This window comes from Flavobacterium sp. 270 (genome assembly GCF_004368785.1).
Classification (GTDB): domain Bacteria; phylum Bacteroidota; class Bacteroidia; order Flavobacteriales; family Flavobacteriaceae; genus Flavobacterium.
This window is the reverse complement of the sequence record NZ_SODM01000002.1, coordinates 619,522-638,948: the sequence shown is the minus strand read 5'-3', so window position 1 is coordinate 638,948 and position 19,427 is coordinate 619,522. Positions and strand designations below refer to the sequence as shown.

At 33.4% G+C, this 19,427-nt stretch carries 17 protein-coding genes; 2 read left to right on the top strand and 15 right to left on the bottom strand.

Annotation, left to right across the window (positions count from 1 at the left end; genetic code table 11):
• Positions 1-40: 40 nt before the first annotated feature.
• The 9 genes from EV144_RS10065 to EV144_RS10025 form a co-directional block, all read right to left on the bottom strand.
• Entirely contained in the window at positions 41-1,081 is a 1,041-nt protein-coding gene (locus tag EV144_RS10065; RefSeq protein ID WP_134148443.1) for a hypothetical protein, read from the bottom strand.
• A complete protein-coding gene (locus EV144_RS10060) occupies positions 1,050-1,877 on the bottom strand; it encodes a hypothetical protein (RefSeq protein WP_134148442.1) in 828 nt (275 codons plus the stop codon). Before EV144_RS10060 ends, EV144_RS10065 begins: the two co-directional genes overlap by 32 nt.
• A complete protein-coding gene (locus EV144_RS10055; protein WP_134148440.1) occupies positions 1,783-3,636 on the bottom strand; it encodes a hypothetical protein in 1,854 nt (617 codons plus the stop codon). The genes EV144_RS10060 and EV144_RS10055 overlap by 95 nt, the downstream gene beginning before the upstream one ends.
• A gap of 11 nt (positions 3,637-3,647) precedes the next feature.
• Positions 3,648-4,145 (bottom strand): DUF4280 domain-containing protein, encoded by a 498-nt coding sequence (locus EV144_RS10050; protein WP_134148439.1) that lies wholly within the window; start codon positions 4,143-4,145, stop codon positions 3,648-3,650.
• Positions 4,146-4,149: 4 nt separating this feature from the next.
• Positions 4,150-5,391, bottom strand: a complete 1,242-nt coding sequence (locus EV144_RS10045) for a hypothetical protein (protein WP_134148437.1) — start codon at positions 5,389-5,391, stop codon at positions 4,150-4,152.
• 193 nt (positions 5,392-5,584) lie between these two features.
• On the bottom strand, positions 5,585-5,920 hold the full coding sequence (locus EV144_RS10040; protein WP_134148436.1) for an L-rhamnose mutarotase: 336 nt from the start codon (positions 5,918-5,920) through the stop codon (positions 5,585-5,587).
• Between the two features lie 13 nt (positions 5,921-5,933).
• A complete protein-coding gene (locus tag EV144_RS10035; RefSeq protein ID WP_134148435.1) occupies positions 5,934-6,794 on the bottom strand; it encodes a fumarylacetoacetate hydrolase family protein in 861 nt (286 codons plus the stop codon).
• Positions 6,795-6,900: 106 nt separating this feature from the next.
• Entirely contained in the window at positions 6,901-7,665 is a 765-nt protein-coding gene (locus tag EV144_RS10030) for an SDR family NAD(P)-dependent oxidoreductase (protein ID WP_134148434.1), read from the bottom strand.
• A 41-nt stretch (positions 7,666-7,706) separates the two neighbouring features.
• Positions 7,707-9,362, bottom strand: a complete 1,656-nt coding sequence (locus tag EV144_RS10025) for a UxaA family hydrolase (protein ID WP_134148433.1) — start codon at positions 9,360-9,362, stop codon at positions 7,707-7,709.
• Positions 9,363-9,532: 170 nt separating this feature from the next.
• On the opposite strand from EV144_RS10025, the gene EV144_RS10020 reads away from it, so the two are divergent.
• Positions 9,533-10,402 carry an AraC family transcriptional regulator gene (locus EV144_RS10020; protein WP_134148432.1) on the top strand — a complete coding sequence of 290 codons (870 nt, stop codon included), beginning with the start codon at positions 9,533-9,535 and terminating at the stop codon, positions 10,400-10,402.
• A gap of 212 nt (positions 10,403-10,614) precedes the next feature.
• Here EV144_RS10020 and EV144_RS10015 read toward each other — a convergent pair whose 3' ends face one another.
• The 5 genes from EV144_RS10015 to EV144_RS09995 form a co-directional block, all read right to left on the bottom strand.
• On the bottom strand, positions 10,615-11,394 hold the full coding sequence (locus EV144_RS10015; protein WP_134148431.1) for an SDR family oxidoreductase: 780 nt from the start codon (positions 11,392-11,394) through the stop codon (positions 10,615-10,617).
• A gap of 279 nt (positions 11,395-11,673) precedes the next feature.
• Positions 11,674-13,359 (bottom strand): sodium/sugar symporter, encoded by a 1,686-nt coding sequence (locus EV144_RS10010; RefSeq protein WP_134148430.1) that lies wholly within the window; start codon positions 13,357-13,359, stop codon positions 11,674-11,676.
• A 276-nt stretch (positions 13,360-13,635) separates the two neighbouring features.
• The gene (locus EV144_RS10005) at positions 13,636-14,697 is read right to left on the bottom strand and encodes a UDP-glucose--hexose-1-phosphate uridylyltransferase (RefSeq protein WP_134148429.1); all 1,062 of its coding nucleotides are present in this window, start codon (positions 14,695-14,697) and stop codon (positions 13,636-13,638) included.
• Between the two features lie 16 nt (positions 14,698-14,713).
• A complete protein-coding gene (gene galK, locus EV144_RS10000) occupies positions 14,714-15,874 on the bottom strand; it encodes a galactokinase (protein ID WP_134148428.1) in 1,161 nt (386 codons plus the stop codon).
• A 36-nt stretch (positions 15,875-15,910) separates the two neighbouring features.
• The gene (locus EV144_RS09995) at positions 15,911-16,966 is read right to left on the bottom strand and encodes an aldose epimerase family protein (RefSeq protein WP_134148426.1); all 1,056 of its coding nucleotides are present in this window, start codon (positions 16,964-16,966) and stop codon (positions 15,911-15,913) included.
• Between the two features lie 101 nt (positions 16,967-17,067).
• On the opposite strand from EV144_RS09995, the gene EV144_RS09990 reads away from it, so the two are divergent.
• Positions 17,068-18,066: a GntR family transcriptional regulator gene (locus EV144_RS09990; protein WP_134148425.1), complete on the top strand. Its 999-nt coding sequence runs from the start codon at positions 17,068-17,070 to the stop codon at positions 18,064-18,066.
• A gap of 469 nt (positions 18,067-18,535) precedes the next feature.
• Here the strand turns inward: EV144_RS09990 and EV144_RS09985 are convergent, their stop codons facing one another.
• Positions 18,536-19,225, bottom strand: coding sequence for an NUDIX hydrolase (locus EV144_RS09985; protein ID WP_134148424.1), 690 nt, complete (start codon positions 19,223-19,225; stop codon positions 18,536-18,538).
• Positions 19,226-19,427: the final 202 nt, after the last annotated feature.

Here is a 19,427-nt window from a genome sequence, read left to right as displayed (position 1 = left end):
AGTTTTCGAGTTGGTCTTTTACGCTGATGGGTTTTTTATGTTAATTTATCATATATAAACCATCTTCAAGTTTTTTTTCTTCTGGTAAGTATAGGTATATTCCAGGCATTGTTGTTGAATCGTCGCTTTCAACTAATAAGGCACTATATCCTCTGTATCCTAACTTTAAAGAATTTGATTTTAAAAAAAGAATGCGATTATTACCAAAAAAAACCATTCGATAATTTTCTAGAGGAAGTATTTTTAAGTTCTTTTCATTTATATCAGATTGATACTCTTTCCATAAATCTGCTATATCATTTGATCTTCTATAGAGTGCGATTGCCGTTCTTTTTTCTTTTCCAAAATTTATTTTTGCTTGTAAACTTGCATCTTTATTTAGGTAAGTTTCTCCATATTCTTTATAAAATTCTATAGCTTTTTGTTCTAATAGTTTTTGATCTAATTTATTTAGATTTTGACCATTGCTCCAGCCTTCATTTTTATAAGGTACATTTGCATTAAAAGTAAAAGTAAATTCATAGTAAGGTTTTCCAGAAGCAATAAAATTCCCTTTGATATCTTTTAAACTATTATGCTTCATAACCACTTCCTCATCTTCAAGCCTTTTTTGACCATTATTATCCATCTGAATAATTGATATAGAAATAGAAGTATTGTCTGTTAGTGTCCTTACAGTATCGCCTTCGCCGTATTCTTCTTTTATTAAATCGCCTACAGGATATAAACGATAGGTCAGTTTTTGCTCTCCACTTTTCAATATTGCTTGATTAATTTCCAGTGGAGTTGCATAATTGGAGAGTTCATAATCTTTATGAACAGGAAAATCATTTATTAGTATTTCCAAAAGACAATTTATTTTATTAATTCGCATATAATACATTGGTTCTATCTCATAATGTTTTACAGCATTAGATAATCTTTGCTCAAAATTAGTAGCGGTAATATCAGGGTATTGTGTTTTCATAGCATTTATGTTTTTCTTTTTTTCTTGTCCACAGGCTGTAAATAATGTAACGAACATTAATGATGCAATTATTTTTTTTAATTTATTTCGGTTCATTGATTGTATCTTTTTCAAATAAATATATTTTTTCTCCTTTAGTAACATTTGGCTCCATCAGTACAAATGTGGTTACAGGAATTGTGTTATTAGTATTTTTCGGAACTTTTCCATTATCCTTCATTTTTGTACTCCCTGAAAAACTCCCAGCAATCCCAGAAAACAGAACATTGTCTACATAATAGGCTTTCGGTTTTTCGAAAAAATATTTACGTTCGTAAAATAAACTCCCGTGTATCTCGGCTTTTCCTTCTGCTTCAGCTTCTTTATCTACTATCGGAATTACACCTTTTATAAAATTTGGGGCATACCGAATTATCCAATCAGTCTTTATATGATAACCTGTTTTAAGTTCACAGGAGGCAACAGCGTCTATACCTTTTTTCCGACCGATAAGACCTTTGCTATTGTCTACATAGTTTTCTAATAAGTCTTTTATATTAATGGCTTCTGTCAAATGGTTTATAATAACCTGGTAATCAATTATATATTTTCCTTTGATAGTAAGTGTGAAATTGAGTTCCTGACCAAGTTCCTTAAAAATACGCTCAGCACCATTTTCTATAGCTTCTTCTAACCAGTCAATAGTTTTGTTAACATCGTTTGTATTAATTGGGCTTGGCATTTTATTTGGGTCGATTGGAACTTTATTTATTTTATCCTGAATTTTTTTCAAGAGGGTGATTTTTCCAAAAATAGACATTGCTTTTCGGGCATAATCAAATACTGTAGCGATTCCTGTTACTTTTGTAGTTATAGTTCCCAAAGTATGTTTGTCTTCGTATTGTAAACCAAATAAAGGCAATTCTGCCATCAGGCTGTTTTTCAAAATACTGTGCTCGGTAGCTTGTTATTTTTGGCGCAATTAATTCAAACCCTTTTCTTTTACCCATTATGGCTATTTTGTTACCATATTTGTCAACTGCGCTAACGACTTTTCCTATTTTTGTTAATGAACCTTTACCTCGGGTTAAATAGATTATTAATGCATCTACTAAAACGGAGAGAATAACACAGGTTAAAATTATGGTTCTGGCAATCCACTTATATTTTTCTGTATAATCCATTATTACAGCAGGTTTTCGTTGGTTTTCATCAAAAGTATGATAGGCATGAATACCAAAACCAAAATGGTCTGCAGAGCTTTCTAAGTAAAATACGATCAAATCTGCAATTGCTTGGTTAATAAAATCTATCTGAATATTAAAAGCGTACTTTATAAATTGTGCGATATATTTTTTTGAATAGTCCAGTTCTTCTTTAAGACCATTTTGCAGGGTTACTTTTATGTCTCTAAAATAACCGCCGTCTGGTTTATCATATTGAAAATGGTATGCCCAAGCTACATCAGGATTTATTTTAATATCTAAAATATGCTGATATCCACAGGTTGCAAGTGGTACCAAAGCCTCGGCAGCAGGCACAGGTAAAATATAATTCTTGAAAAATTCAATATAATCGTTTTCATATTTATATTTGAAATTGTTTTCGAATGAAAAAGCATTACGTGAAATTTTTTGAGGATTTTGAATTCCTTGTTTCTGCAAGTCGGTGATATCAAAAACTTGTCCTTTATGGTTTTCACATTTACCCGGAATTTTTTCTCCTAATTCAATTTTTATGTTTTTGTTTTTTTCATTACCGCCTGCAAATAAATGAATGTTTATATATCTGCTTAAACTTTGACCTTTAACCAATTTTGATTCATCAAAGAGAAGTTTATCATTCATTTTTATTGTTGTATACTTACAATATTTATAACTCATGTAATTTTTATCTGGTTCGCCCACTTTTAGAGGCGAAAGATTTACAGGAGGTTTAACTTCCATAGAAGCAATATTATTTTTTACACGTAAAAAACGAGCATGTTCTGTATCGTTATTATTATCTGTTATATAAGTACGATTAACAGGATCAAAAACCTGTACATAAAATTCTTCTACTTCTTTTTTGTTTTTAATGGCTGAATACCAGTTATAAGAATTATTTATTTCTAAATTTATTTCGCCATCAATAACAGCAACATTAACATATCTTCGTATGCTTACATTAGTACCAAGTGTTATACGTCTAAAGACATCAATAGATAAATTTAAATGACCATTAAGTCCTTCGGTTTTTAAATTGAGATATATTTTTTCTCCATAAGAAAAAAAGTTAGTTTTCCGAACGTCATCTCCATTGTTTGTACTGCACCATTTACTGCTGATGATTTTTGGAGGACAGTCACCGCGAATGATTAATCCTGTTTCGTTATAAAAATCTCTTTTTCCAGAAAGACTTGCTTCTAGATAATATTCATAAGGGCCACATAAGTTTTTAGGAATGCTTACAAATTTTGGTGCACTTGAAAGCATTAGCTTTTTAGCAATTTCTTTTTTTGTTTTAGCTTCTTGTAATATCCAGGTAACATTCTTTTTCTTCTCTTCTTCGGTTGTGTCATTGTACCATGATTCTATTTCAAAAGAAACTTCTTGGTCTGGATATATGACCACTTTTTTATTAGGAACAGACATGTTGCTAATTACTCGCCCTGTTCGTGCCCATTTTATTTTTTTAACACCTTTTGCCATTTTGAAAATAATTATTGATTAAAAATGATTCCCTCATGTTTTGCCTCTTGTGTATATAAATCCCTAACATCAACCATAGGATTTATCATGTTATGCAGCATTGGGTTTATGGTCTTAAAATTCTGTTCAGACGGTTCTGCGATCTGGCCATGATCTATAATTTTAATGCAATCTGGTGCACCGAGCGGGCAGGTTGCTTTGCTGTCTTCTAATAGAATTTTGCCTTGGTTGCTCAGCGTAACTTTTTCATAAAATCCAGTCCACTTTGTTATTACTGCCTGACAAGGTTTAAAGTCATTTCCTGTGGGTTGTTTTTTGCATTTTCCGAAAGTATTTTTTTCGAGAGTCTGACCAATTTCTTTTGTTGTTGCAAGTAGTTTTTTAGAAGTTTCTTTTTCATTTCCAAAATGTTTGCCTTGGGTTTTTACAACAATTTTATCTGTCTCTGGGGCTACGCTCAGGCTGCACTGACATACGGCGCCTTGAACTACATAATGTTTTTCACTCATTTTGCTAAAGTTGTTTTAAGAATATTACCAGGCCAATCAATATAGCTACAGTCATAATGATTATCAGGATCAACCAGAATTCTGTATAGTCTTTTTTGGGTTTTTTATAGATACCTACAAACGTTGGTGTTCGAGAGGCTATTACAAATTCTTTTTTGTCCTTGATATTAGAAATTGTAATGCTGTATTTTTGAGGAACATTTATCGCCAAAGTACAGCTTACAGAAAGTGCTTCGGGCATGTAACTGTTTGGGTTTAAAAAATATTTGGCACGATAAAAGCCTGTTGCTTTTTCTTCGGTATATTCTTTTACAGGAATATTTAAGGCGTTTTCAAAATCGGTTTTACTTCGGTCATCACTGAGCTCGCCATTTATATCCAGAACTATTAAATTGTCTACATCTAGCTGATGGTCGAGTTTCTGTTCTACGTTATATTTTAAAGAATCATTTTTAGCTAAAAAAGGAAATTTTATCTCTTTTAAGATGGATAAATTTTCAGGATATTCGGTATGAATTCCGTTAAAGAAGGCATTAAGAAACCAATCTTTAGAAAGTGCCAAAAGCAATGTATCACTGCTTTCGAGATTTTTATTATAAAGAGCAAAATATTTTTCGATTATACTGCCTTTATAGTTTTTTCTTAGCTGTTTTTTGGTCTCAAGCCATCGTTCCTGAATTTGATTTATATTGTTGATATGAACCCATTTTCCACTTTCATTTACTACAACTACCAATGGGTATAAAGATTTCGCTGCTTTTTCGGCAATATCTTCTGCCATTGTGCTGGCGGCAGTGTCATTGACATAAATAGGTTGTGTTCGGTTTAGGTCAAAAAAATGATAACCTTGATCTTGAGCTTTCCATTGTACACGGATCTCTTCTTTCAGTGTATTAATAGCATCACCGCTTTGAATGGTAGAAATTACACCATAAGTTCTGTCGCCATGCGAATAGTTTAGAGATAGTCTACGAGGTCCGTCATTAAAAACTACATTTTTTCGGTTTTGCTCTTTTTCTTCTTCGTTTAATTCAACCTTTTCGGGTTCAATAATAAGAAGTTTAAGATGTGAAGGAAAAGATTCCCGAATGGCATCTTCTAACGGTGCACGAAAGTTGTGATAACTTCGGAGTTGACTTGACTCGATACCAAATTTGAGAGCAACACTTTCTAATGTATCTTCTTTTTTTATCGGATAAGTCAAATAATCATTATACGAAAAATCTGGAATGTATAATTGTGTCATAATTTACAAATTATAAATAATATAAGTATATTACTACAAAAATGTAAATATAAGTTTTTTCTTTAATTTTGTTGTTAAAATTTTAGAAATGATTTGTGCTTTTTTTATTCAAGAACAAATAAAAAAGCGAGAACACCAATCGGCATTCTCGCTTTTTTAATTATTAGTTATGAATTAACTCTTAACTAATAACTTAAAGTTGAAATATTTTTTCCATCAAAATCCATTTTTGTCCTGGTTTTGCCCACGGTAAAGCTTGTTGAAATTTCCACATTAAAGTTTCCCATTCCTGAACTTTTTCGTTTGCTGCATCGGCTTTGTCTTTTTTCTCGAATGAAAAATTTTCATCACCTTCTATAATCATAAACAATCTGTTTCCTGTACAATAAATATCCAAAACCTCGATTCCAGAATCTTGAATGCTTTTTTTAATTTCCGGCCAGATATTTTCGTGCAGTTTTTTGTATTCAGCAATAAGATCTTGGTCGTCTATTAAATCTAGGGCTAAACAGAATTTTTGAGTAGACATATTAATGGTTTTATTATTTTTGAGAATAAGCTACAGCAGTTTGTTTACTTGTGCCTAAACCTTCGATTCCTAATTCGATTACGTCACCTGCTTTAATGTAAATCGGATCTGGTTTAATTCCTAATCCAACTCCCGGAGGCGTTCCTGTACTGATAACATCGCCAGGAAGCAACGTCATAAATTGACTTAAATAATGTACTAAAAACGGAATCTTGAAAATCAAGTTTGAAGTATTACTGTTTTGGAATGTTTTTCCGTTTACAGTTAACCACATTTTAAGATTGTTTACATCTCCAGCTTCGTCTGGTGTAACCATTGTTGGTCCAAGAGGCGCAAAAGTGTCGCTTCCTTTTCCTTTTGCCCATTGTCCGCCACGCTCAATTTGGAATGCTCTTTCGCTGTAATCATTCAATAAACAATATCCAGCGATGTAGTTTGGAGCATCTTCTTCAGAAACGTAACTTGCTTTTTTACCCACAACAAAGGCCAATTCTACTTCCCAGTCTGTTTTTTCACTGTTTTTTGGGATAATCAAATTGTCATTTGGTCCGCACAATGAAGTTGTAGATTTAAAGAAAATAATTGGCTCAGCTGGAATTGGCGCGCCAGTTTCTTCACAGTGATCTACATAATTAAGACCAATACAAATAATTTTTGAAGGCCTTGCAACCGCAGAACCTAGACGAACTGAATCGCTTACTTCTGGTAAAGATGGATTGCTTTTTAATGCTTCTTCTAATTTCTTTAATCCGTCATTTTCAAAAAATGCTTCGTTGTAATCTGTTGTTACGATAGACGAAACGTCATATCTTTTATCATTTAGAAGAATTCCTGGTTTTTCTTTTCCTTCTTCTCCGAATCTAATAAGTTTCATATTCTTTCTTTTTAGTTTTTTTGGCCACGAATTGCACTAATTGCTCGAATTTTTCTTCTCATTCTTAATTAAAAAATTTGTGGAAATTCGTGGCTATATTATTTTTTTAATTATTCAATTTAATAAATCCGCCGTCAATTGGGTAATCAGACCCTGTAATGAAAGACGATTCGTCGCTGCAAAGGAACAAGGCCAAAGTAGCAATTTCTTCTGGTTTTCCCATACGGCCGATTGGCTGTGACTGTGATAATTTTTCGAAGATTTCTTCTTCTTTTCCTGGATAATTTTTAGAAATAAATCCGTCTACAAACGGCGTATGAACTCGCGCCGGAGAAATAGAATTACATCTGATTTTATCATGAAGATAATCTCTCGCAACCGATAATGTCATTGCCATAACCGCGCCTTTTGCAGTAGAATAAGCAAAACGATCTGGAATTCCAACCCAGCAAGCAATTGAAGCTAAATTTAAAATTACACCACCGCCAGCATTTTTTAAAGCCGGAACAGCAGCATGAAGGCAATTGTAAACACCTTTTACATTTACATTCATAATACGGTCAAAGTCAGATTCAGAAGTTGTGTCAACTTTACCAACGTGTGCGATTCCTGCATTGTTTACCAGAATATGAATGTTTCCGATTTTATCAAAAGCAGCTTTTACATTTTCGTGATTCGAAACGTCGCAGGCGTGAGCAAAAACGCTTCCGCCAGCTGATTTTATTTCTTCAACAGTTTCTTTTGCAGATTCTTCTGTAAGTTCTAAAATATGAACTTCTGCTCCCTGCTTAGCAAATAAAACCGAAATCGCTCTTCCAATTCCGCTTCCGCCGCCAGTAATAATTGCTTTTTTATTTTGTAATGAAAACATACTATATGTATTTAATAATTTATTTTTAGTTTGAAATGATGCTATAAAGATACGCCGCGTTTCCACGGAATAAAATCGTCCTGATTTAATTGTACCGCTTTCGGAATAATTTCGCCGCTGGCCGCTTTGATGCAATATTCTAAAATTTCCTCGCCCATTTCTTCAATAGATTTTTCACCGCTGATAATTGGTCCGCAGTCAATATCAATAATATCGCTCATTCTTTTTGCCAAAACAGAATTCGTCGCTACTTTAATAACCGGACAAACTGGGTTTCCTGTTGGCGTTCCTAATCCTGTTGTAAACAAAATAAGTGTTGCGCCAGAAGCTGCTTTTCCTGTTGTAGCTTCCACGTCATTTCCTGGTGTACAAACCAAACTTAATCCCGGTTTTGTAACCAATTCGGTATAATCTAAAACATCAATTACAGGAGAAGTACCGCCTTTTTTGGCAGCTCCTGCACTTTTTATAGCATCGGTAATTAAGCCGTCTTTTATATTTCCCGGAGACGGATTCATGTGAAAACCTGATCCTACTTTATGCGCCAGTTCATCATAAGATTCCATTAAATCAATAAACTTTCTCGCTTTATCTTCGGTAACACAACGATCAATTAGATTTTGTTCTGCACCGCATAATTCCGGAAATTCAGCCAGAAGAATTTTTCCGCCTAAAGCAACCACCAAATCAGAAGTATAACCTACAGCAGGATTTGCAGAAACACCGCTGAAACCATCGCTTCCGCCGCATTTTACACCAATGCATAAATCGCTTAATGGCGCGTCTGTTCTTTCGTATTTATTGATTTCGATTAAACCTTCAAAAGTTTTTTTGATGGCATTTGTAATCAAAACTTCTTCGCTTTCCGTTTGCTGCTGTTCAAAAATAAACAACGGTTTGTCGAATTCAGGATTTTGTCTTTTTACATCATTTACAAAATCCTGAACTTGTAAATGCTGGCATCCCAAACTCAATAAAGTAATTCCACCCACATTTGGATGATTGGCATAAGAAGCCAATAAAGCGCTCAAAGTAGAAGCGTCCTGACGTGTTCCGCCACAACCGCCTTGATGATTTAAGAATTTAATTCCGTCCACATTTTCAAAAACACGTTTGTTTTTTGGTGTCGGATTCAATTCAATATTAATATCGTTGATGTCATTTCCGTTCAAATAACCTTCCAACAATTCGTGTGTAAATTGATTGTATTTGTCGGTTACTGCATAACCCAATTGTTTGTGCAAAGCTTCTTTGATAACGTCAAGATTTCTGTTTTCACAAAAAACAGTCGGAACAAAAAGCCAGTAATTGGCCGTACCAACGCGTCCGTCTTTTCTTTTATAACCTTTAAAAGTTCTGTTTTCAAATTTAGAAACATCCGGCGCATTCCATTCGTAAGAAGCATTTCTATACGCGTACGGATCTGCTGCGTGTTTTAGATTTTCGGTTGTCATTAAACTTCCTTTTGCCACATCGCACTGCACTTTTCCAACCAAAACACCGTACATATTTACTTCTTCTCCCTGCTTCATATCCTGCATGTAAAACTTGTGTTTTGCTTTGATGAGGTCTTGCAAAATGTAAGCTTCAGATTCAAAAGAAATGGTTTCGCCTTTTGGTAAATCGGTTAAGGCAACCAAAACATTGTCATCCGGATGCAGTTTTACAACTAACTTTTTTGTTTTATTCTCTAACATATGGTGTTATTTTATCATTCTTTTTATTCCATTTTGTGATTTTACAAACGATTTAATTCGTTGATTTTCTCTACAATTTGGGCAATAAACGAAGAATAAAATTAAACAATATATAAATTGGTTAATAGTCTAATATTATCCGTGTCTAATCTTTAATTATCTTTGCATTTATGAAATTGCAGCAAACTAAAATAACATCGTACTTAAACACAACGGTTTCGGTTTTAAATCGGGTTGAACCCTTTTTTCAGGCGCCGTTTCATTCGCATCCCGAATTGGAATTGGTCTATGTAAAAGAGAGTTTTGGTAAACGAATTATCGGCAATTCAGTTATGCCTTTTGAGCCGGGTGATATGGTTTTTTTGGGTGCCGATATTCCGCACGTCTGGCTGAATGACGAAATGTATTATCAGGGAATTTCAGATCTAAAAGCCAATTCTATTGTTGCTTATTTTAGTAAAGATATTTTTGGACCGGCCTTTTATGATTTAAAGGAAACGCAGAAAATCAACGAACTTTTTTTTCAGGCAGGAAAAGGAATTTCCATTACTGGAAAAACCAATAAACAGCTGGCAAAAAAATTAGAGAAGTTAGTTCTTAAAAAAGACTTTGAAGTAATTGTTGGGCTTTTCGAAATTTTATCGATTCTTTCTGAAAGTCAGGATAAGGTTTACATTAATGATGAGGTTTATTCTTTAATGCACGAAGAACCAAAAGCCGACAGACTTTCGGAGGTTTTTCAATATGTAAATAAAAATTACAAGAAGAATATTTCATTAATCGAAATTGCCGCTGTCGCGAATATGACACCAACATCTTTCTGCAGAATGTTTAAACTTAAAACCAAAAAAAACTTTGTAGATTATCTCCACGAAATCCGAGTTTCCAACGCTTGCCGACTTTTACTAGAAACCGACAAAAGTATGTCTGAGATTGCTTATGAATGCGGGTATAAAACGGCTTCGAATTTTAATAAGCTTTTTAAAAAATGTAAAGGAATTACGCCGACTGATTTTAAGAATAATGCGCAGATAAATTAATTTTTGCCACAGATTAAAAAGATTTTTTATACCTAGTCCTGTCAGGCTGAGCGAAGTCGAAGCTCACGTCCAATTGGGGCGCCCTTCGACTTCGCTCAGGGTGACAAATGTGAGGAAAAAAGTTACCACGAATTACGCAAATTCACACAAATTTTTTAATTCAAAAAAGAAAAAAAATTCGAGAAATTAGTGTAATTCGCGGCAAAAAAAAATTAAATAGAACGATCCAAATGCGTGTAACCGCCATCAACATAAATAAGTTGTCCGGTTGTATGGCTTGATTTTTCTGAAAGAAGAAAAACAACCATATTGGCAATTTCTTCCGCAGTTGTCATTCTGTTTTCTAATGGAATATTTTGTGTGATCGAAGCTAATTTTTCGTCACGGTTTTCAAAAGTATTAATCCAGGTTTCGTAAAGCGGTGTAAAACATTCTGCCACAATTACGGCATTTACACGAATGCTGTATTTTAATAATTCAACCGCCCATTCTCTGGTTAAAGCATTTCTTCCACCATTTGACGCAGCATAAGCAGAAGTACCGCCCTGTCCAGTTTCTGCAGTTTTAGAACCGATGTTTACAATTGCGCCTTTTGATTCTTTTAGATATGGAAGAGCGTACTGCGCCATTAAATAATAATGAACCAAATTTTTATGTAATGATGCTGCAAAGTCTTCATAATTTCCGTTTTCTAAACCAACGCCGTCATTTACGCCTGCGTTGTTTACCAATCCGTCGATTCTGCCGCATTTTGCAATAATGGCGTCGATTGCTTTTTTGCAATCTTCGGGTTTTGTTAAATCGGCTACGGTTTGAAAAGCTTCTTTTCCGCTTGCTTTTATTTCTTCGACAGCTTTAAGATTATCATTTTCGTTACGGCCAACGATAAACGGAATTGCATTTTCTTCGGCAAGAACTTTGCAAATTCCTAAACCAATTCCTTTTGCGCCTCCGGTAACGATAATGATTTTTTGGGTTAATGATAACTGCATGATATTATAATTTGAAATTGTTTAAGCTGATGTTTTTTTGTGCAACCGATTTAAAGGATTAAGAAAATCACGCTAAATCTGCCAAATCTGCGAGAGTAAAAAATGTTGCCACGAATTACACTAATTTTCACGAATTTATTTTCTACCATGATTGTAAAAATTTGTGCTAATTAGTGTAATTAGTGGCAAAAAAATAAACTCAGATACTCTTTAAAATTTTTACAGCTGTTGTTTTTATCAAACAACAGCTGTAAAGTAGAGAGAATTGAACTAAATTAATTACCAGAATTTCACGTAAAGTGCAATAATAACCAATAATGTAATTACGATTAAAACTGTTGTTTGTGGTTTTACGGTAAACATTCCCGGTTCTGTTTCAAATGCTTTTGGATTTACTTTTGGTCCAGCAAAACTCATCAAGATCATTACAAGCATTGTAAAGAAGAATGATAATCCCATACAAATGTGGAACGGAATCTCGAAAGCTCCTTTTCCGTTAGGGTAAGCGGTGTATAAAAGTGTGTCGTTTCCAAATAACATTGGAGCATATTCATTGAATAAAACTGATAATGCAAATCCTAAAATTACACCCACGATAGCAGCTGCTCCAGTAGTTCTTTTCCAGAACATACCTAAGAAGAACATTGCGAAAACTCCCGGGCTAATAAATCCTGTGTATTTCTGAATGTAAGTGAAACCACCAACACCACCAATGCCTAAGATGTCATTCCAAGTAAATAAAACAGCCAAAAGCATTGCAGCAAAAACTGCGATACGACCAATGTTTACTTGTTGTTTTTCACCCGCTTCTTTTTGGATGTATTTTTTATGAATATCTAATGTGTAGATTGTAGAAATACTGTTTACTTTTCCGGCCAAAGAAGCTACAATTGCAGCTGTAAGAGCAGCAACAGAAAGTCCTTTTAAACCTGTTGGCAAGAAAGTTAATACTGCAGAATAAGCACCATCTTTTCCTCCAACTAGTTGAGGTAAATGTCCGTTTGTGTATAAAACATAAGCAGCAATACCAGGAAGCATTACGATAAGTGGCATTAATAATTTTAGCATACCAGCAAATAAGATACCTGTACGAGCGGTTTGTAAATCTGCTCCAAGTGCTCTTTGCGTAATGTATTGGTTACAACCCCAATAGTTTAAGTTGATAATCCAGATACCAGCAAGGTAAGATAACAATCCAGGGAAAGTTAAATATTTATCGATATCCAATTGAGAAGAAGTTGCTGTAGGTTTTGGAATAATCATTTTGAAATGCTCTGGAGCTTCTCTCATTAAAACTTTGAAGCCTTCGATTGCATTTTCTCCCACTCCAAAATATTGTCCAACAGTTGTTAGGGCGATATAAGAAGTTACTAAACCTCCGATAATTAAAACCGCAACCTGAATAACGTCTGTATAAGCTACAACTTTCATTCCTCCAAGAGAAATAAATAAAGCAAAAACAGCTAAACCAACCATAATTATGTGAAGATATTGTCCTCCCGCAAGACCGTTAATAGCAACTGCTCCTAAATAAAGGATAGAAGTTAAGTTTACAAAAACGTATAAAAACAACCAGAATACTGCCATAATCAACGCAGTAGATTCGTTATAACGTGTTTTTAAGAATTGAGGCATGGTATAAATCTTATTTTTAAGATATACCGGAATAAACCAAACTGCAACAATAATAAGAGCAATAGCTGCAAGCCATTCGTAAGCCGCAACAGCAATTCCTAAAAAGAAACCTTCACCACTCATTCCGATGAATTGTTCTGCTGATATATTAGATGCGATTAAAGAAGCTCCAATAGCCCACCAAGTTAGATTTCCTTCAGCAAGGAAATAAGCTTTGGCATCTTGTTCGTCTTGTTTTCGTTTGCGATAAACAGTGTAACCGTAGACCGAGACTACGATGAAATAAATAATAAAAACCGCATAATCTGCGAAAGCGAGGTTCTGGTTCATTGTTAGTAATATTTTAAAAAATTAGTATAGGTGATTGTTTGTTTAAAATTTGGTTTAATAAATATTTATTTTAAAAATTTCAAAACTATAATTTTATCGTTTATGTTGATTTAAAATGAGATATGTGTTTTTATTCTGTTATTTTTTTATGAAAATAAGAGCGAAAGCCAAAAGTATAATAAAAAATTATAAATCCGCGCTTTACAAATGTGTTTTTTACATTTGTAGTTTAATTATTCTGTTAAATTTTGACCTTCATTTTCAAAAAAATAAAATTTAACCCATTTTTACTAAACTCTTATAATGTACTTCAGATTGTTGTCTTAAAATTTCGGCACTTTTTTCAGGTGTAATATCACGCTGCGATTCTCCTAACATTTCATAACCAACCATGAATTTTTTAACCGTTGCCGATCTTAACAATGGCGGATAAAAATGCATGTGAAAATGCCATTCCGGATGCTCAAAACCGTCTGTTGGCGATTGATGAATTCCAGAAGAATACGGAAATGAAGTGCTGAATAAATTGTCGTATTTTGTAGTTAACTGCTTTAGAATTTTCGCGAAAGCGGTACTTTCTTCGTCAGTAAAACTGGTAATTTTGTTAACCGCTCTTTTGCTCACAATCATAGTTTCGTAAGGCCAGATTGCCCAAAACGGAACAAGCGCCACAAAATGATCGTTTTCGATTACGATACGTTCTCCAGATTTTAATTCGGCCTGAACATAATCTTCCAAAAGTGTTCTTTTGTTTTTGTCGTAATAAGATTTTAAGCTGTTTTGTGTTTTCTCAACCTGAGTTGGTAAAGAAGACTGTGCCCAGATTTGTCCGTGCGGGTGCGGGTTACTGCAACCCATTACACTTCCTTTATTTTCAAAAATCTGAACGTGGTTGATGTATTTTATATTTCCTAAATCGGTATATTCTTTCTGCCAGGTTTTAATGATATTTTCGATTCCTTCAATTTCCATTTCTGGTAAAGTAAGATCGTGTCTTGGCGAAAAACAAACTACTCGCGAAATTCCCTGTTCGGGTTTTGCTTTAAAAAAAGTATGTTTGATATCTTCTTCAAAAATAATTTCGTCCTGCTTCATAGCAGCAAAATCATTTTCGAATACAAAACTGTTTTCGTAAGCCGGATTATTTACTCCGTTTGCACGAACATTTCCCGGACATAAATAACAGGTTGGGTCGTACTTTGGTAAAGTCTCGGTAGAAATAGTTTCGTTTTGTCCCTGCCAAGGACGTTTTGCACGATGCGGTGACACCAAAACCCATTCGTTTATTAATGGATTGAAACGTCTGTGCGGATCTTCGTTAATGTCAAAGTTTTTCATTGTAATGGTAGTGGTATTAAAGTAATGTTGTTCCGTTTGAGATTTTTACATCATAAAATTTTAACTCGATCCCAAATGTATCTAAATAAAGATTTGAAAACTTACTTTTAACCTCATTTTCATGTCCTTTTTTGATTAAATTAATTGTGCAGCCGCCAAAACCGCCGCCCATTAAACGAGAACCAATTATCGCATTATCAGCTTTTGCGGTATCTACAAGCATGTCTAGCTCTTCGCAGCTCACTTCATATTCTTGCGATAAACCATAATGCGTTTCAAAAAGTAATTGTCCTAAAAGTTCTATATTTCCTTTGTCCAAAGCATCACAAGCTTTAATAACCCGGTTAATTTCTTTCACAACAAAATGTACTCGGCTAAAAACTTTTTCGCTCATTTTGTCCTGAAGGCTTACTACTTGTTCTTCAGTACAATCCCTAAAACTTTTTACAGCTGGGAAATGAGATTTAATGATTGCTAAACCTTCTTCGCATTCAATTCTTCTTGTATTATATTCTGATGTAAAAAGCGAATGTTTTACATTACTGTCCATCAAGATCAAAGAATAATCTTTGAAATCTGCATTGTGATATTCGTATTCTAAAGTATTGCAGTCTAATTTGATTACTTTATTTTCAAGACCATGTACGCTCGAAAACTGATCCATAATACCGCAGTTAATACCAACCCAGTGCTCTGCTTTTTGTCCTAATAATGAAATTTCTTTTTTACCAATTTCTAAATCAAAAAGAGATGCAATTCCGAAAATCGTACCGCATTCTAACGCTGCAGAAGATGATAATCCAGATCCAACCGGAATATTACTGCTGAAAACACAATTAAAACCTTCAAAAGAAAAACCATTGTCCTGTAATTGTTTGATTACGCCGCGAATGTAATTCGTCCAGACAGCATCGCTCAATTTTATTTCCTGCGTTAAATCAATTTCAAATTCTTCATTTAAATCAATAGCAATGATTTTAGATTTTTTTGAATTGCTTTTTTCGAAAGCAAAACAAATTACTTTGTCAATTGCAGCCGGTAAAACATAACCATCATTGTAGTCAATATGTTCGCCGATAATATTAATTCTTCCCGGAGAAAGAACCACTTTTTGAGGAGCAGCTCCAAAAGATTTTTCAAAAAAAGCAGTTGTATTTTGTATTAAAATAGCATTCATTATAGTATAGTTGTGATAGTATTTTTGGTGAGTTTATTAAGCGATATTTTCAAATTTGTAAATCGTTTTTTGAGAATACTGCTCTCCTTTTTTCAGAACAGCATTCGGAAAATGTTCTTGATTTGGTGCATCTGGAAAATTTTGAGTTTCAAAACAAATCCCGCTTTGAGCATTGTAATCAATGTTTTCTTTTCCTTTTAAAGTATTAAAACAATTTCCTCCAACATATATATGAACGCTTGGCTGATCGGTGTAAACATTCATCTGCAAATTGTTTTTTGAACTGATTAATTTTGCAGCAATTTCATTTTTAGAGTTAATTACAAAAGAATTGTCAATCGGGAACGGACATTTTTTTGCTGTTCTAAAATCGAATTCATGATTGGTTAAATCTGTAAAATTTCCTGTCGGAATATTGTTTGCATCTGTTTCCAGCATTTTAGCGGCTTTGATAAACATTTCCTGATCTAAAACCGTAGAATCATGACCATTTAAATTAAAATAACTGTGATGCGTTAAGTTAATAACCGTATCTTCTGTAGAGGTCGCTTTGTATTCTAATTTTAATTCGTTTTGTTCCGTTACCGTATACGTTAAGTAAACGTGCATTTCGCCTGGGAAATTTTCGTCTAAATCTTCGCTTAAAAGACCAAAAGTAATAGACGGATTTTCGCCAGTTGTTATATCTGTAACCTGCCATGCTTTTCTTCCAAAACCAAAAGGACCGCCGTGCAGGGTATTTCCGTTATTATTTCCGGTAAGTTGAAACGTTTTATTATTTAAAGTAAAAGAAGCATTATGAATTCTTCCGGCATAACGGCCAACTGTAGTTCCAAAATAAGGAGCGCTTGGCAGATTATAAGAATCTAAATAAGACTGAAGATTATCAAAACCTAAAACAACATCTACCAGTTTACCATCAGAAAGCGGTACTTGCAAAGAAGTTACCGTTGCGCCATAATTGATAACCTTAAGTTTCATTCCGTTTTTGTTCGCCAATTCAAAAGAATAAATTTCTTCATTATCAGGCATTAAACCAAACAATTTAGAACTAGATTGGTTCTGTAAATGCGATATGTGTTTTAATTTCATAATATTTTTACCAAAAATGAAATCCAAAAATAGAAACATTTGTTATAAAGACATACCAGTACCCACCAGTTTTTGTATCTTGCACAAAAAATTTAATTTTTATGAATGTAATTTCTGTACAAAATAATATAGGACTTCCAAAATATAGGCAGATAATTCTTTCAATAGAGAAAGCAATCGAAGAAGAAAAGTTAATAAAAGGCGATCGGCTTCCGTCGGTTAATAAAGTCTGTCTGGCGTATTCTATATCGCGCGATACGGTTTTGCTGGCGTACGAAGAACTCAAAAAAAGAGGGATTATTTATGCCATTCCCGGAAAGGGTTATTACGTGAAAAGCATTGAAATCACTATAAGACAGAAGGTTTTCTTATTATTTGATGAATTAAATATTTTTAAAGAAGACATTTATAATTCGTTTTTAAAACACATCGGAAAAGATGTCCAGGTTGATATTTTCTTTCACCATTTTAATATTCAGGTTTTCAAAAAACTCGTAAATGACAGTAACGGAAATTATACGAAATATATAATTATGCCGACGGACTTAAATGATGTGACAGATTTGATAAAAACCCTACCAGTAAATGATGTAATTATACTAGATCAGACCAATCCGGAGCTAAATATGTATCCTGCGATTTATCAAAATCATCAAAAAGATATTTTTGAAGGACTGCTTAAAGCAAAAAAAGGATTGAATAAATACAAAAAACTGATTTTGATTTTCCCTGGTTTTAGAGAACCACTTGGTATGAAACTGGGTTTTGAGGCTTTTTGTGAGAAATATAATTTTGAAAATGAAATTATCACAGAATTTACCAATCGCGAAATAACGCAAGGAGATTTGTATGTGATTCCGAATGATCGGGATTTGGTTCGCGTGATTGAAAATGCCGGAAATCAGAATTTAAAACTAGGAAGCGATTTTGGAATTATCTCCTACAACGAAACGCCGCTAAAGAAGATTGTCGCCAACGGAATTACAACTATTTCTACTCATTTTGAATTGATGGGAAAGATCCTTGCCGACATGGTTTTAAACGGTACAAAAGAGCAAATAGAAAACAAATCGTCATTAACAATGCGGCGTTCTCTTTAAAATTTTTAATTAGTGTTTTTTGCTTATGATTGTTTATATCACAAGTAAAATTATTTTTATCGGGTAAATCAATACATTATTTGTAAAAAAAATAAGAATACATTTTTTGGTTTTGTAAAACAATTTTGCTTACATTTGCAAATGTAAATTTTACACTTATTTTATTTGTTTGGTTTCCAAATTTTATAAAACGGCTTAAATAAGGAAAGATTTAGTTATTTAATTAGTAGTTTATTGAAGAAAAAAAACCCTAAAAGCTGTACACTTTCAGGGTTTTATTTTTTTAAGAGAGTTTTCTTTTCCCGCAGACTTAGGAGATTTTTTTAGAGAGTTTTCTTTTCTCGCAGATTTTGCAGATTTAGGAGATTTTTTTAATCCGCTTAATCTGCAAAATCTGCGAGGGTTTTATTTTAAAAAAAATTATCAGCGAAAATCCCTTTAATCCGTACAATCTGTGGCCAAAAAAAAATTATAAATTCAACACAAAATCGTTGAGTAATTTTTCTTCGTATTTTTCTTTATTAAAAGTATACAGATAAGATCCTTTTCTGGAAGACTGCATATCTTTTTCATCCAGCTTATTTAAGATTTCTAAAGAATTGATTTTACTGATAAAGTTTCGTTTGTCTAATTCTTTACTCAAAATCGCTTCGTATAATTCTAATAACTGACGCATTGTAAATTTTTCCGGCAGTAATTCAAAACCAATTGGTTTTATAGAAGTTCTGTAACGAAGTCTTCTCACGGCGTAATGCACCATTTCGTCGTGGTCAAAAATTAATTTTGGCATATCGTTTATACTAAACCATTCTGCGTGGTAATTCTGGATCATTTCGGCATTGTGGTTCTCAATATTAATCAAGGCATAATACGAAACCGAAATGGTTCTTTCTACAGGGTCACGATCAATATCACTGTAAGCATACAACTGCTCCATATATATATCGTTTAAACCTGTATATGTATTTAAAATTCTAATGGCAGCATTGTCTAGCACTTCATCACGCTTTAAAAACCCTCCGATCAAAGACCATTTTCCCTTTTCTGGGGCAAAATCTCTTTTAATCAAAAGTATTTTCAATCCTTGGTGGTCGAACCCAAAAATGATACAATCTACCGCTAATAAAACCTTATCGGCAGAGCTATAACTGTTTAGCATATTCTGTTTTTTGTTTGTAAATATATAAACTTCCTAATATGTTTCATAATTTATTAATGTAGATTTTACACTTACATTAATTAGATATTCAAAAATACAGTTAAAAAAAATAATTTTTAATAAAAAGTGACGCCGAAATTTTTTTATGATCTTTTTAAGACAAAAACAGGACAGTTACAGGACACTATTTTTAAAAAAATTA

What these genes read in the sequence shown, in the direction of transcription:
- EV144_RS10030 (WP_134148434.1), bottom strand. Translation starts at nt 7,665, where the DNA reads ATGTTTTCATTACAAAATAAAAAAGCAATTATTACTGGCGGCGGAAGC.
- EV144_RS10020 (WP_134148432.1), top strand. Translation starts at nt 9,533, where the DNA reads ATGAAATTGCAGCAAACTAAAATAACATCGTACTTAAACACAACGGTT.
- EV144_RS10015 (WP_134148431.1), bottom strand. Translation starts at nt 11,394, where the DNA reads ATGCAGTTATCATTAACCCAAAAAATCATTATCGTTACCGGAGGCGCA.
- EV144_RS10005 (WP_134148429.1), bottom strand. Translation starts at nt 14,697, where the DNA reads ATGAAAAACTTTGACATTAACGAAGATCCGCACAGACGTTTCAATCCA.
- galK (WP_134148428.1), bottom strand. Translation starts at nt 15,874, where the DNA reads ATGAATGCTATTTTAATACAAAATACAACTGCTTTTTTTGAAAAATCT.
- EV144_RS10060 (WP_134148442.1), bottom strand. Translation starts at nt 1,877, where the DNA reads ATGGCAGAATTGCCTTTATTTGGTTTACAATACGAAGACAAACATACT.
- EV144_RS09990 (WP_134148425.1), top strand. Translation starts at nt 17,068, where the DNA reads ATGAATGTAATTTCTGTACAAAATAATATAGGACTTCCAAAATATAGG.
- EV144_RS10010 (WP_134148430.1), bottom strand. Translation starts at nt 13,359, where the DNA reads ATGAACCAGAACCTCGCTTTCGCAGATTATGCGGTTTTTATTATTTAT.
- EV144_RS10040 (WP_134148436.1), bottom strand. Translation starts at nt 5,920, where the DNA reads ATGTCTACTCAAAAATTCTGTTTAGCCCTAGATTTAATAGACGACCAA.
- EV144_RS10055 (WP_134148440.1), bottom strand. Translation starts at nt 3,636, where the DNA reads ATGGCAAAAGGTGTTAAAAAAATAAAATGGGCACGAACAGGGCGAGTA.
- EV144_RS10025 (WP_134148433.1), bottom strand. Translation starts at nt 9,362, where the DNA reads ATGTTAGAGAATAAAACAAAAAAGTTAGTTGTAAAACTGCATCCGGAT.
- EV144_RS09985 (WP_134148424.1), bottom strand. Translation starts at nt 19,225, where the DNA reads ATGCTAAACAGTTATAGCTCTGCCGATAAGGTTTTATTAGCGGTAGAT.
- EV144_RS10050 (WP_134148439.1), bottom strand. Translation starts at nt 4,145, where the DNA reads ATGAGTGAAAAACATTATGTAGTTCAAGGCGCCGTATGTCAGTGCAGC.
- EV144_RS09995 (WP_134148426.1), bottom strand. Translation starts at nt 16,966, where the DNA reads ATGAAATTAAAACACATATCGCATTTACAGAACCAATCTAGTTCTAAA.
- EV144_RS10045 (WP_134148437.1), bottom strand. Translation starts at nt 5,391, where the DNA reads ATGACACAATTATACATTCCAGATTTTTCGTATAATGATTATTTGACT.
- EV144_RS10035 (WP_134148435.1), bottom strand. Translation starts at nt 6,794, where the DNA reads ATGAAACTTATTAGATTCGGAGAAGAAGGAAAAGAAAAACCAGGAATT.